The sequence below is a fragment of the Spirillospora sp. CA-108201 genome (assembly GCF_050936235.1).
In the GTDB taxonomy this organism is placed as follows: domain Bacteria; phylum Actinomycetota; class Actinomycetes; order Streptosporangiales; family Streptosporangiaceae; genus Spirillospora.
Map to the genome: position 1 here is coordinate 6,331,766 of NZ_JBNJNE010000001.1, position 12,788 is coordinate 6,344,553.

A 12,788-nucleotide genomic window follows, 5' to 3' on the forward strand; every position below is an offset into this window, starting at 1 on the left:
AAGGCGTCACCACGATGGGCAACGCGGTGACATAGAGTGGCCGCCATGCAGGTGCGCGTGCTCACCTTCAACACCCTTTTCAAGGGCGAGGCCAGGGCCAGGATGGGCGTCCTGGCCGAGACGATCGAGCGGTCGGACTACGACGTCGTCTGCCTGCAGGAGGTCATCTCGTGGAGGGTCCTGCGGCTGCTGCGACGGGTCGCGGTCTCGTATCCGCACGTCGCCTGCCTGCCGCTGTTCCCGCTCGTGCGCGGCGGACTGGTGACCCTTTCCCGCCACCCGATCACCCGCCGCCATTTCCGGGCGTACGCCCCCGCCCCTCCGGTACGGCCGGAATGGCTGCTGGGCAAGGGCGCCCTGTTCACCCGGATCCGCCTTCCCGACGGCCACCTGACCGTTGTGAACACCCACCTTTCGGCGAACCTGGACATGGACTGGTCCGCGTCCAACGTCTACGCGCGAATCGAGAAGGCGGAGCTGCGGAGCCTGGCGGCCGCCGTCGACCGGATACCGAAGACGGAGCCGCTGGTGGCGATGGGCGATTTCAACGTCCCCCGCGACTCCCCCCACCTCGCCGAGTTCGTTTCGAGCACCGGCCTGCGGGACGTCTTCGGCGGCGCCGCGGAACCGACCTTCCGCCCCGAGTACGCCGAGATCGGCGCCATCGACCAGGTGCTGGTCGGGCCCGGCCTTGAAGCGAGGACGCGCCTGGTCTTCAAGGAGAAGGTCCGGCTCCCCAGCGGGCACTCGACCGTCCTGTCCGACCATTACGGGATCGAGGCCGACCTCACCAGCGGCGGCGCGGATGACGGCTAGCCGTCCTTGCGGGCCACGCTCGGTGTGCCGGTGTCGACACCGGGCACCGGCGAGGCTTCTCCGGAGTCCGCCATCCCGCCGCCACGACCTTCCACACCGGCCCAAAACGTGATCATTCAGTCTACGCCGCGCGGGCGTCGCGCGAGGGCGGCCGCCGCGCGGCGGTTAGGCTGCCGTCATGTGCGAGATCGCCGGTGGGGCGGGGGAGGCGGTGGCGTCGATGCCGCGCCCGGTGCGCGGCGCGGCGGTCGACCCCGTCGCGCTGGAGCCGGTGGACGAGGTCGAGATCGTCACCCTGGTCGACAACGTGTACGACGCCCTGCTGCGCGATGACGAGCGGACCCGCCGGGCGCGGTCCGGGGCCGGCGCGGTGGCGGCGCCGCAGTTCGAGGAGGGGCGCACCTTCGCGGGGATGGTCGCCGAGCACGGGTTCTCCGCGCTGGTCACGGTGCGCCGGGCCGGCCGCTCCACCACGCTGCTGTTCGACACCGGCCTGTCGCCCGACGCGATGATCACCAACGCCGACCGGCTCGGCGTCGACCTCGGCGACGTCCAGGGCGTGGTGCTCAGCCACGGCCACTTCGACCACGCGGGCGGGCTGGCGGGGATGGTGGGCCTGCGCGGCGTGCGGTCGCTGCCGATGGTGCTGCACCCGCTGGTCTGGACGAGGCGCCGCTTCGCCGTGCCCGGCCGGGAGGTCGAGGAACTGCCCACGCTGAGCAGGCGGGCGCTGGACGGGGAGGGGTTCCAGGTCATCGAGCGCCGCGAGCCCTCGCTGCTCCTGGACGGCAGCGTCCTGATCACCGGCGAGGTGGACCGGACGACCGAGTTCGAGCACGGCATGCCGCCCCCGCACCAGGCATGGACGGGCGCCGACTGGGTGCACGACCCGCTCGTCCTCGACGACCAGGCGCTCGTCGTCCACGTCCGGGGCCGCGGGCTGGTCGTGCTGACCGGCTGCGGTCACGCGGGCGCGATCAACATCGTCCGGCACGCGCAGCGGCTGACCGGGGTCGAGAGGCTGCACGCGCTCGTCGGAGGGCTGCACCTCGGCGGCCCGGCCTTCGAACCGGTCATCCCGCCCACCGTCGCCGCCCTCACCGATCTCGCGCCCGGGCTCGTCGTCCCGGGGCACTGCACCGGCTGGCGCGCCCAGCACGCGCTGGCCGCCGCTTTGCCGGACGCCTGGGTCCAGAGCAGCAGCGGCACCGCCTACCGCCTGAGCGCCGCCTAGCGCGTCCGCTTCACTCGGGCTTGCGGGCCTCGATGAGGGTCCGGGCGGAATGGGCGATGAAGACGCCGTCACGCCGGATCCGCTCGTCCAGCTCGCGCAGGCGGTCGCGGTGGTCGTCGACGGTGAAGCCGGGCACGATCCAGATCACCTTGCGCAGGAAGTAGACGACCGCGCCGACGTCGAAGAACTCCATGCGCAGGCGCTCGGATCGCAGGTCCGCGACGTCGAGCCCCGCGGCCCGCGCGTCGGCGCTCTCCACCTCCGGGGCGCGCTTGCGGCGGGCCTCGGGCTGCGGGCCGAGGAAGAACTCGGTCAGCTCGAAGACGCTCGCCGGGCCGACGTGCTGCGCGAGGTAGGTCCCGCCCGGGGCGAGGACCCGCGCGATCTCGGCCCACCGGACCGTGGCCGGATGGCGGCTGACGACCAGGTCGAACGCCCCGTCGGCGAAGGGGAGCGGCGACGCGCCGGAGCCGGCGACGACGACCGCGCCCCTCGGGTGCAGGAGGCGGGTGGCCTTCGCGACGTTCGGCGGCCAGGACTCGGTCGCCGCCATCGTCGGCGGGAGCTCCGCGGCTCCGGCGAGCACCTCTCCCCCGCCGGTCTCGACGTCGAGCGCCGCCCGCGCCCGGCCCAGCCGCTCGCTCATCAGCCGCCCGTACCCCCAGGACGGGCGCTGTTCGGTCGCGCGGCCGTCCAGCCAGGAGAAGTCCCAGCCGTCCACGGACACCGTCGCGGCCTCGGCGACCAGATCGTCGAACGTCCGCCCCGTCATTTCGGAAGCCCCAGCATCGTCCGGCAGGGGGCGAGGCCCTCGACGGTGACGGGGACGGTGCGGTGGCGCTCCCAGTCGGCCCGGGTGAGCCGGTACCGCTGTTCGAGGGTCATGATCCCGCGCACGACGTGGCGCTCCACTCCGTTGGGCTGGTAGCCGAGCTTGCGCGACACCGCGTTCGAGGCGTGGCTGTCCTCGAAGGCGGCGGAGGCGGCCTCCTCGGCGTCCAGGCCCGCGAAGGCCAGGTGCAGGACGGCCGCGCGCATCTCCGTGCCGATCCCGCGCCCGTGGTGCCGCCGGCCGAGCCACGAGCCGGTCTCGACCTGCCGGAGGACGACGAGATCGCGCGCCCAGAGGGACTGCTGCCCGACGACTTCGCCCTCATGGAACACGGTGAGGTCGAGCTCCCACTTCTCGGGCGTCCATTCCGCGAGGTTCCTCCAGTGGTGCTGGACGACGCCGCGCGCGACCTCCCCGGGCGGGCGGTCCGTCCACGGCACCATGAACGGCATCGTCTCCGGGTCGTGGACGCCCTCGGCGGCGAGGTCGGCGAGCGCGGCGAGTTCCTCGGGCGAGGGCAGCCGCAACTCCAGCCGCGGTGTCCTCAGCCGCAGCCCGAGCGGCGGGAAGTGATCGACCAGCATTCCCTCACCATGGCCCCTCCCACCGCTCTCCGGCACCTGTTTTCACGGTCCGGTCAGTGGCCCAGGAGGAGGAAGACGACGCCGCCGACGACGTGGGCGATGACGGTCACGGCCAAGACGGCCACGAACAGCGCCTTCGCGGTGGGGTGGTCGAAGTGGGAGCCGGGGCGTCCGCGCTGGGACGACCTGCTCTGCGCCTGCTGTTCGAGCTCGTCCAGGGACGGCAGGAAGGACGGTCGCTTGAGAGCCATCGAGGGAGCGTCCTCCTTCGTCGGGGGCTGTTTCCACCTCCTTCAACGCGCCGCGAGCCCGGTTCTAATCCGCCGTCGGCAGGCGTCACGACCAGCGCACGCCCAGGGCCGCGCCGGGGTCGCGCAGCGCGGAATCGATCTCGGCCAGCAGGCGCAGGACCGGCTCGTCGCCGGTCCGGGCGAAGGCGGACTCGACGGCCCCCGCCGCGGGGCCTCCGGTCAGCCAGCCGACGACCTGGAGGCGGGGAGGAGCCGAGGCGTCCCAGAACGCGTTGATCAGCCGCGGGGCGCCCTTTCTCCAGGTCAGCCCCTGGAGGGCGAATTCGTGCAGATGCCTGATGGAGGCCTCGGACGCCAGCCGTCCCCATGCGTCCAGGTAGCGCGGGACATCGGCCTCGGCCGCCGCCAGGGCGCAGAGGGCCGTGTCCACCGAGGGGCGGGAGGGGAACCGCTCCAGCGTCCGTGTCCAGAACGCGTCGAAGAAGGCCGCGAGGGCGTCGCGCTGACCCCAGGTCCGCCACCCCGCCCGGGCGAACTTGCCGAACACGATCTCCGGGTCGGGCCAGGCGAAGGCGTCGGCGGCGGCCAGCTCCAGGAGGCGCGGCGCGAAGTACCGCAGCTCCTCGGGGCCGCCCCACGTGTTCAGCGCCTTGGCCGCGTACCGGGACAGCTCCTCCGCACCGAGATCACGCGGGCGGTGCCGGAGCAGCGCCCGCCCCTCCTCGGGGCCGACGCGGCACGGGCATCCGGCCGGCGCGGCGGGATGAGGAACGTGCGCGAACGCCGCGTACAGCTCCTCGATCTCGCGCATCAGGCCGTGCGGAGCTCGTTGATCGTGACCTTCCGCTTCGGGGCGCCGTCCGTGCCGCCGTCCGCGACGCCCTCCCCGGCGACCTTGTCGACGACGTCCATGCCGGAGGTGACGTGGCCGAAGACCGTGTAGGACGCGGGGAGGTCCGTGGTGTCGCCGTACAGGATGAAGAACTGGCTGCCGTTGGTGTTCGGGCCCGCGTTCGCCATGGCCACGGTCCCCCGCGTGTAGCGCGCGGAGCTCAGGCTCTCGTCGTCGAACTGGTAGGCGGGCCCGCCCGCCCCGGTCCCGGTCGGGTCGCCGCACTGCAGGACCAGGAGGCTCGTGCCCGTCGTGAGCCGGTGGCACGAGGTGCGGTCGTAGAACTTCTGGGCCGCGAGGTAGGCCAGGGAGTTCACCGTGCACGGCGCCGTCCGGGCGTCCAGCGAGATCTGGAGCGTGCCGAGGCCGGTCTCGATCGTGGCGCGGGACGGCGGCGCCGCCGGGGGGTCCGCAGGCGGCCTCCCGACGTCCTTGGTGTTCGTGCCGGTCGCGGGCCGGTACGCGCACGACGTGGACGGCGTCGACTGGGCGACCGGGGTCCCGCCGCGGCCCCGCCCGGCGCCCTCCGCCCCGCGGTCGCCCTTGAGAAGGAGCGCGGCGACGAGCCCGCCGGCCAGGACGACGGCCGCGGCGGCGGCTCCGGTGACGAGGAGCACCCGGCCGCCCCGTCCGGCCGGTCGCGGTCCTCCGGGGTTCGGGTACGTCGCCGGAGGCGGCGGGGGCGCCGGGGCCGGCCGCGTCCAGGGACCGGCGGCCGGCTGCGTCGCGCCCGGCGGCGTCCAGCCCGCGGCCCGCGGTGGCGCGGCCGGTCGTGCGGCGGTCGAGGTGCCCTCCGCGAGGAGGTCCGCGTTCGGGCCGAGCCCGAGCAGCCGCTGCAGCACCTGGAGGGCCGTGGGGCGGGCCGCGGGGTCCTTCGCCAGGCTCGACGCGACGAGGGCCCGCAGGTCTCCGGTCAGCGCGCCGAGGTCCGGCTCCCCGTACAGGATCCGCTGCATGACGGCCGGCACCGAGTCGCCGCCGAACGGCGGGACGCCGTTAGCGGCGAACGAAATCGTGCAGCCCCACGCGAACATGTCCAGCGGCGCGCCGCCCGCGGATCCCTCCACCTGTTCGGGCGCCATGTAGGCGGGGGTGCCGACGGCGCCGGTCAGGGTGGCGGAGGTGGCCTCCAGCGGCCGCGCGACGCCGAAGTCGATGACCTTCGGGCCGTCCGGGCCGAGCAGCACGTTGGCCGGCTTGAAGTCGCGGTGGACGACGCCGGCCTCGTGGATGGCCGCCAGCGCGGTGGCGGTGCCGACGGCGAGCCTGACCAGCTCCGCCGGGGACGCCGCGCCCTCCTCGACGACCCGGTCGCGCAGCGACGGCCCGTCGATGTACTCGCTGACGATGTAGGGGGTGTCGCCGTCGGCGTCCGCCGCGAGGATGCGGGCCGTGCAGAACGGGGCGACGCTGCGGGCCGCCGCCAGCTCCCGGTCGAAGAGGGTGCGGGCCCGCTCGTCCCGTCCGAAGTCGGCGTGCAGGAGTTTCGCGGCGACCCGCCGCCCGGTTCCGGACTCGCCCAGGAAGACGACGCCCTGGGCGCCCTCGCCGATGCGGGCCGTCAGCCGGAACCCGCCGATCTCGCGGGGGTCGGCGGCGCGCAGCGGGCGGGTCTCCGGCATCCAGAACCTCCACGACGAAGCGGAGAGAGCAGCCTATCCGCGGCCTATCCGCGGCCTATCCGCGGCGGGTCGCGTGCTCGGTCAGCTCCAGGTCGACGAACGCGCCGACCATCGCCCGCCACACCGTCTCGGCGACCTCGGGCGAGAGCCCGGCGCCGGCGGCCCGTTCCTGCGCCAGCGCGACGACCCGCTCGACCCGGTCGGGCGCGCGGACGGCCCGCTCGTCCCGTTTGAACGCGGCGGCCGCGCGCACCAGCCCCTCGCGTTCGGCCAGCAGCCGCACGAGCCGCTCGTCGACGGCGTCGATCCGCGCGCGCACGTCCGCGAGCGTCTCCGGTGTCTCCATGCGGATCAGCATGCCGCACGCGGTCGGGAGGCGCGCGGTCAGGTGGGCGCGGTCAGGAGGGCGCGGTCAGGAGGAGAGGCGCAGGAGCAGGGCCAGCAGGGCGGCGCGGTCGTCCTCGGGCAGGGGTGCGAAGAGCTCGTCGAGGACCTCGTCGACGATCCGCCGGCCGGTGGCGAGGAGCTTCTCGCCGGCGGGGGTGAGGTGGTGCTCGACGCTGGGGAGCCGGCCCGGCCGCCGGTCGATCAGCCCCTGCGCGGCCAGGCGCCCGGCGAGCGTCCCGAACGCCTGCTCGCTCTGGAACGTCTCCGCCGCCAGGGCGCGGGCGGACGCCCCGGGAGCGCGGCCGATCGCGCGCAGGGCGTCCCACTGCGCGGGCGTCGTGCCGGCGGCGGCGAGGCGCCTGTCGAGCGCGCGGTGCTGCCGGCGGTGGGCCTGCCTGACCGCTCTCGCGAGTTCCTGCACTTCGACGGGCATGTGTCAAGGGTAGGAGCGCGGGCCCGCCGGGCCCGTCAGCGACGCCTGGACGACGCGATGAGGTCCCGGTACCAGCCGTAGGACGTCTTCGGCGTGCGCTTCTGCGTCTCGTAGTCGACGTGGACGAGTCCGAACCGGGGGTGGTAGCCCTCCGCCCATTCGAAGTTGTCCAGGAGCGACCAGGCGAAGTAGCCGCGGATGTCGACGCCCTCGTCGACGGCGGTCCGCATCGCCGCGATGTGGGCGTCCAGGAACTCGATGCGGGACGGGTCGTCCACGGCCCCGTCCGGGCCGGGCTCGTCGGCGAACGAGCACCCGTTCTCCGTGATGTAGAGCGGCGGCAGGTCGTAGCGGGAGTCGAGGGTGCGCAGCAGCGACAGGAAGGCGTCCGGGACGATCGGCCAGCCCATCCCCGTCGTCGGGTACCCGGTGATGTCGACGATGTCGAACGGCAGCGGGCCCTCGGCCGGGGTCGCGATGCGCGTGGGGTTGTAGTAGTTGACCCCCAGGAAGTCGACGGGTGAGGCGATGACCGACATGTCCTCGGAGCGGATGAACGGCGCGTCCCCCATCAGGTCCGGGTAGCGGCCGAGCAGGACGGGATCGGTGAACAGCCGGTTCATGAACGCGTCGAAGGCGTCGGCGGCGGGCTGGTCGGCGGGGGAGGCGGCCCAGGCCGGGGAGTAGTGGTTGGTCAGCCCGACCGTGCGCGCCCCGCGGCTGCGCAGGGCGTTGACGGCGAGGCCGTGCCCGAGGAGCTGGTGGTGCGCGGTGGGCAGCGCGTCGAGCAGCAGCGTCCTGCCGGGGGCGTAGACGCCGAACGCGTAGCCGTAGGCGGTGACGACCACGGGCTCGTTCAGGGTTATCCACATGTCGACGCGGTCGGAGAGGCGCTCGGCCGCCAGGTAGGAGAATTCGGCGAACCGGTAGGCGGTGTCACGCTCCATCCAGCCGCCGGCGTCTTCGAGCGGCTGCGGGAGGTCCCAGTGGTAGAGCGTGGCGGCGGGGGCGATGCCGGCGGCGAGCAGGCCGTCCACCAGCCGGTCGTAGAAGTCGAGGCCCTTGGCGTTGACGGCGCCGCTCCCGGAGGGCTGCACGCGCGGCCACGCGATCGAGAACCGGTACGCGTCGACGCCGAGGCCCGCCATCAGCGCGACGTCCTCGGGCCAGCGGTGGTAGTGGTCGCAGGCGACGTCGCCGGTGTGGCCGTCGCGGGTCCGCCCGGGCGTGTGGGAGAACGTGTCCCAGGTGGACGGTCCCCGCCCGTCCTCCTCGACCGCGCCCTCGATCTGGTAGGCGGCGGTGGCGACGCCCCAGCGGAAGTTCTCCGGAAGACCCATCCGCGCTTCCTTCCCCCATGGTCCGACCGAAAATGCGAATAGCCTTCGGATATTAGTGGCGGGGTGGTGCGGGCGGAAGACTCCCGCGACCCAGAGGTATGGCACGCTGTGCATGCTCGGCACCGCTGCGTCCGAGGGACAATGGCGGGGTGACCGAGATCCGAACCCCGCTCCGCCGCCGTCCCGCCCAGCGCCGCAGCGCCGAACGCGTCCAGCGGATGCTGGACGCCTGCGCCGAGATCCTGGACGAGGACGGCTACGACGGCCTGACCACGACGCGCATCGCCCAGCGCGCCGAGGTGGCGATCGGCTCGGTCTACCAGTTCTTCCCCGACAAGCGCGCGGTCGCGCAGGCGCTCGCGCTGCGCAACCTGCAGGAGTTCGGCGACCGGATCTCCGGGCGGCTCACCGCGGGCGAGTTCGTCGACTGGTCCGACACGGTCGGCGCGATCATCGAGATCTTCGTGGAGATGCACCGGACCGTTCCCGGCTTCCGGGTGCTGCGCTTCGGCGACGTCGCCGACGTGAACCTGCTCGACTCCGACGCCGACAACAACGCGGTGGTCGCCGACCGGCTCCGCCGGATGATCGTCGACACCTTCGGCGTCCAGGACACCCCCGGCCTCGCCACCGCGCTCGCCATCGCGGTCGAGGCAGGCGACGCCGTGCTGAAGATGGCCTTCCGCCGCAGCCCGGACGGCGACCCGCAGATCGTCGCGGAGGCCGAGCGGCTGATCCACGGGTACCTGGCCGCGCACATCCAGGAGTCCTGACCCGGACGTCGGACGCATCCGGGAAACGCCGGATGAAAGGGACTCGCTATGGCAGACTCCCGTCCGCAAACCGACACGGAACGGGTGAGTTCGCTGGACGAGGAAAGACTCCAGACACAGCGCAAGCTGCTGATCCGGCAGCGGGTGCGCCTCATGGTGAACCAGTACGAGGTGCACGCGGAGGGGCCGGGCGGCGAGGAGGGCGAACTGCTCGCCTTCGCGCAGCAGAAGCGGCTGGCGTTCAAGGAGCAGGTCACCCTGTACTCCGACGACTCCAAGACGCGTCCGATCCTCGGGTTCAAGGCGCGCAAGCGCATCGACCTCGCGTCGGCGTACGACATCACGGACGCCCACGGGCAGCCGATCGGCGTGTTCCGCAAGGACTTCAAGAAGTCGCTGCTCGCCTCCACCTGGCATCTGGAGCAGCCCGGCCTCGGCCTGACGACCGGCAGCGAGCGCAACAAGTTCGTCGCCGTGCTCCGGCGGGTCTGGCAGTTCATCCCGTACGTGGAGAACCTGCCGTTCGCGTGGCCGTACCACTTCGACTTCTACGCCGGCGACCAGGTCGTCTTCAGCGTCGAGAAGAAGTTCGGCTTCCGCGACCGCTACGTCGTCGAGATCAGCGATCCGCGCCTCGACCGCCGCCTCGTCATCGCCCAGGCCGTCGGCCTGGACGCCCTCCAGTCCCGCTGACCCCGGGGCCGTCGCGCCCGCTCGCCCGCACCCCCCTGCCGGGGGCGCGGGCGGCTGTATTCGAGGGGCCGTGCTCGGGCGCCCGTGTTCGCGCGCCTGTGTTCGCGCGCCTGTGTTCAATGGCGCACGCGTCACGGGTTCCGGCGACTCCCTGGCCTCGGCGCGCTTTACATGTTACGAAGGCATGTAAAGCCATGGGCGGTGCACACCCGCGTCGCGCTCGCGCGGCGTCACCCCCGGAGGAGGATCCCCCCGTGAGTTCCCACGATCTCTACGTCACGCCCGTCCCGACCGACACGTGGAACGTCCCGATGGCGGGCGACACCCGCTTCACCTGGGAGTACGACGAGGGCCGCGACCGGCTGCTGAACCTGTACCAGAAGGGCAAGGACAAGCAGTGGGACGCGCAGAAGCGCATCGACTGGGACCTTGAGGTCGACCCGGTCAACATCGCCGGGCTGCCGGAGAACTTCAACCCGCTGTTCGGGTCCGACATCTGGGACAAGATGTCACAGAAGGAGAAGGACGAGTTCGGCCGCCACCAGGGCTCGTGGCTGTTCAGCCAGTTCCTGCACGGCGAGCAGGGCGCGCTGAACGTGTCGGCGCGCATCGTCCAGACCGTCCCCGACCTGGACTCCAAGTTCTACGCCGCCACCCAGACCATGGACGAGGCGCGGCACGTCGAGCTGTACGGGAAGTTCGTCCACGAGAAGATCGGCATGTACTACCCGGTCAACCAGGACCTGGCGAAGCTGCTCGCCGAGTCGCTGGAGGACAGCCGCTGGGACCTGCCCTACCTCGGCATGCAGGTCCTCATCGAGGGCCTCGCCCTCGCCGCGTTCGGGCTGTACCGCGACATGTCGACCAACCCGCTGGTCAAGCAGCTCCTCGCCTACGTCATGCAGGACGAGGCGCGGCACGTCGCGTTCGGGCGGCTCGCGCTCAAGGACTACTACGCCGAGCTCACCGACAAGGAGCGGGCCGAGCGCGAGGAGTTCGTCGTCGAGGGCTGCTACCTGATGCGCGACCGCTTCAAGGGCCGCGAGGTCTTCGAGCAGCTCGACATGCCGGTCGACCGGTGCATGGAGTATGTCGACAACTCCGACATGTACACGCTCTACCAGTCGCTGCTCTTCAGCCGCATCGTCCCGTGCGTCCGGGACGTGGGCCTCTGGGGCGACAAGGTACAGGCCGCCTACCTGGACATGGGCGTCCTCGACAACGCCAAGGCCGACCTCGAAGCCCTGATGCGGCAGGACGAGGAGATCGCCGAGAAGGTCGACGCGGAGCGCTACGCGACCGAGCTCGCCGCCCGCAAGGACGAGGTCGACGAGGCCATCTCCCTCGGCGCGGGCGAGTAGCCGGAGGGTCGTCAGGCGGGGGCGCCCCTCAGGGGCCGCCCCCGCTTTAGTTTTATCGGAAATTGTCGGTATTTGACATTCCGCCGAACAGTTATGATCAGTCCATCTAGATCTTTCGGGTTTCCCCAAGTCATTTTGGAATCGGCCGCACGCGGCACCGCGGTGTACTAGCGTCCCCGCTCGACGGCGCGCCGGGATTCACCAGCCGCTCGGGCGCACGCCGCAGGTGCAGGCCAATCCGAAAACCCCGGGGGAAAGAATGAACCGCTCCGCCAGAAGCCTGTTGAGGGTCTCCGTCCTCGCCTCTTTCGCCGCCGCGGTCGCCGTGGCGGCCGCGCCGACGGAGGCCGCGCCCGCGAACGCGGCGCCGAGCGCGGTGGCGGGCCCGTCCACGCTGCTCCTCTACGAGACCGCCGCCACGGGCCATAGCGTCATGCGCACGCTTCCGGCCCCGGCCGCCGGGACGGGCGACCGGACCGCGGACCTCGCCGGCGGCGCCGCGGACGGAGTGCTGCGGGCCGCTCCGGCGAGGCCGGGGACGCGCGCGGCCCGCGCCCGCAAGCCGGGGACGGCACTGCCCGTCCTGTCCGGCGGAGGGGGCGACGTCCCCGGGACGCTGCTCGGCGGCACCGGCAAGCTCGCCCCGGTCGGCAAGCTCGGGAAGGGCCTGCCCACCGGAAAGCTCCTGTCCACGGGCGGCCTCGGCCGCCGCGAGGCCGCGCGGTCGGCCGCGCCGGGCGCCCGCGCGGCCGAGACGCCCATCAGCCTGGCCGGCCCGGGGCCGAGCTCCGGTCTGCCGGACCTCGGCTCCCTGCTCGGCGGCGCGACGCCCGGCGGCCTGCCCGTCGGCTCGGTGCTCTTCCCGCCGGCCGCGCGGTACGCCGGGCCCGGCCCGTCCGGCGACCTGGTCGGGAAGGCCGAGGGCGCCGCGGGCAAGGCCGGGAACGGCCTCACCCGGCCCGAGAGCGGTGTCGGAAACGTGGTCGACGTGCTGAAGTCGCGTGACGGCTCCCGCCGGACGGCGACCCCCGGCCCGGCGGAAGGCCCGCTGTCCATGCCGGACGCGTCCGCGCTCGGCGTGCCGAAGGTGCCGGCGCTGTCGGCGGTCCCGGGCGTTCCGGCCGCCCCGGGGCGCGACTGACAGGCGGCCCGTCGTCCCAGCTCACGGGGCGGTCCAATGGAAGTGATCTTCCGCTGGGCCGCCCCGTTCCGATGTGCCGGATCCTTTGTTATCCGTCCGAGATCAGCGGTATGCACGCAGTAAAGACGATCTTGAAATGCGGTCACCCGGCGAAGTTGATCAGCTTCGATGGGCAAAAGCTGAGGTGACAAATCCCACAAACAACGGCCTCACGGCTTGATCTACAGAGGACACAACGTACGGTCAGGGACTTGTGCGGCTCTTCAGTGATTTCGAAAAGTGAAGATGCCTTTCCAGCCGCACCTGCCGGACGCCGATCCGCGATCAAGCGGGCGCGCCTGAGAGAGCGGCGCGGGGCGGGCTGAGGAGCCCGCGGGCGGCGGGGGGATCCGGGGGACGGCGGACGTCGCCTGGCCACGCCGCGAGAAA

General features: G+C 72.6%; 14 protein-coding genes. 6 read left to right on the forward strand and 8 right to left on the reverse strand.

Annotation, left to right across the window (positions count from 1 at the left end):
- The first annotated feature begins 45 nt into the window (after nt 1-45).
- Together ACQEU6_RS30570 and ACQEU6_RS30575 are read left to right on the forward strand one after the other, a co-directional pair.
- Nucleotides 46-816 carry an endonuclease/exonuclease/phosphatase family protein gene (locus tag ACQEU6_RS30570; RefSeq protein WP_499336498.1) on the forward strand — a complete coding sequence of 257 codons (771 nt, stop codon included), beginning with the start codon at nt 46-48 and terminating at the stop codon, nt 814-816.
- Nucleotides 817-994: 178 nt separating this feature from the next.
- Nucleotides 995-2,050: an MBL fold metallo-hydrolase gene (locus tag ACQEU6_RS30575; protein ID WP_499336499.1), complete on the forward strand. Its 1,056-nt coding sequence runs from the start codon at nt 995-997 to the stop codon at nt 2,048-2,050.
- A 10-nt stretch (nt 2,051-2,060) separates the two neighbouring features.
- Here the strand turns inward: ACQEU6_RS30575 and ACQEU6_RS30580 are convergent, their stop codons facing one another.
- The 8 genes from ACQEU6_RS30580 to ACQEU6_RS30615 form a co-directional block, all read right to left on the reverse strand.
- Nucleotides 2,061-2,822 (reverse strand): class I SAM-dependent methyltransferase, encoded by a 762-nt coding sequence (locus tag ACQEU6_RS30580; protein WP_499336500.1) that lies wholly within the window; start codon nt 2,820-2,822, stop codon nt 2,061-2,063.
- Entirely contained in the window at nt 2,819-3,466 is a 648-nt protein-coding gene (locus ACQEU6_RS30585) for a GNAT family N-acetyltransferase (RefSeq protein ID WP_499336501.1), read from the reverse strand. The genes ACQEU6_RS30580 and ACQEU6_RS30585 overlap by 4 nt, the downstream gene beginning before the upstream one ends.
- A gap of 53 nt (nt 3,467-3,519) precedes the next feature.
- Nucleotides 3,520-3,717 carry a hypothetical protein gene (locus ACQEU6_RS30590; protein WP_499336502.1) on the reverse strand — a complete coding sequence of 66 codons (198 nt, stop codon included), beginning with the start codon at nt 3,715-3,717 and terminating at the stop codon, nt 3,520-3,522.
- An 85-nt stretch (nt 3,718-3,802) separates the two neighbouring features.
- Nucleotides 3,803-4,528, reverse strand: coding sequence for a hypothetical protein (locus ACQEU6_RS30595; protein WP_499336503.1), 726 nt, complete (start codon nt 4,526-4,528; stop codon nt 3,803-3,805).
- Entirely contained in the window at nt 4,528-6,231 is a 1,704-nt protein-coding gene (locus tag ACQEU6_RS30600) for a protein kinase domain-containing protein (protein WP_499336504.1), read from the reverse strand. The genes ACQEU6_RS30595 and ACQEU6_RS30600 overlap by 1 nt, the downstream gene beginning before the upstream one ends.
- 55 nt (nt 6,232-6,286) lie before the next feature.
- Nucleotides 6,287-6,577, reverse strand: coding sequence for a chorismate mutase (locus ACQEU6_RS30605; protein ID WP_499336505.1), 291 nt, complete (start codon nt 6,575-6,577; stop codon nt 6,287-6,289).
- Between the two features lie 66 nt (nt 6,578-6,643).
- Nucleotides 6,644-7,051 carry a MarR family winged helix-turn-helix transcriptional regulator gene (locus ACQEU6_RS30610; protein ID WP_499336506.1) on the reverse strand — a complete coding sequence of 136 codons (408 nt, stop codon included), beginning with the start codon at nt 7,049-7,051 and terminating at the stop codon, nt 6,644-6,646.
- Between the two features lie 35 nt (nt 7,052-7,086).
- A complete protein-coding gene (locus ACQEU6_RS30615; protein ID WP_499336507.1) occupies nt 7,087-8,391 on the reverse strand; it encodes a GH1 family beta-glucosidase in 1,305 nt (434 codons plus the stop codon).
- Between the two features lie 149 nt (nt 8,392-8,540).
- On the opposite strand from ACQEU6_RS30615, the gene ACQEU6_RS30620 reads away from it, so the two are divergent.
- The 4 genes from ACQEU6_RS30620 (at nt 8,541) to ACQEU6_RS30635 (ending at nt 12,359) form a co-directional block, all read left to right on the forward strand.
- Nucleotides 8,541-9,164 (forward strand): TetR/AcrR family transcriptional regulator, encoded by a 624-nt coding sequence (locus ACQEU6_RS30620; protein ID WP_499336508.1) that lies wholly within the window; start codon nt 8,541-8,543, stop codon nt 9,162-9,164.
- Between the two features lie 84 nt (nt 9,165-9,248).
- Nucleotides 9,249-9,857 (forward strand): LURP-one-related family protein, encoded by a 609-nt coding sequence (locus tag ACQEU6_RS30625; protein ID WP_499336509.1) that lies wholly within the window; start codon nt 9,249-9,251, stop codon nt 9,855-9,857.
- 254 nt (nt 9,858-10,111) lie between these two features.
- Complete coding sequence (locus ACQEU6_RS30630; RefSeq protein WP_499336510.1) at nt 10,112-11,218, forward strand: ferritin-like domain-containing protein; 1,107 nt, start codon at nt 10,112-10,114, stop codon at nt 11,216-11,218.
- 283 nt (nt 11,219-11,501) lie between these two features.
- Nucleotides 11,502-12,359: a hypothetical protein gene (locus tag ACQEU6_RS30635; protein WP_499336511.1), complete on the forward strand. Its 858-nt coding sequence runs from the start codon at nt 11,502-11,504 to the stop codon at nt 12,357-12,359.
- Nucleotides 12,360-12,788: the final 429 nt, after the last annotated feature.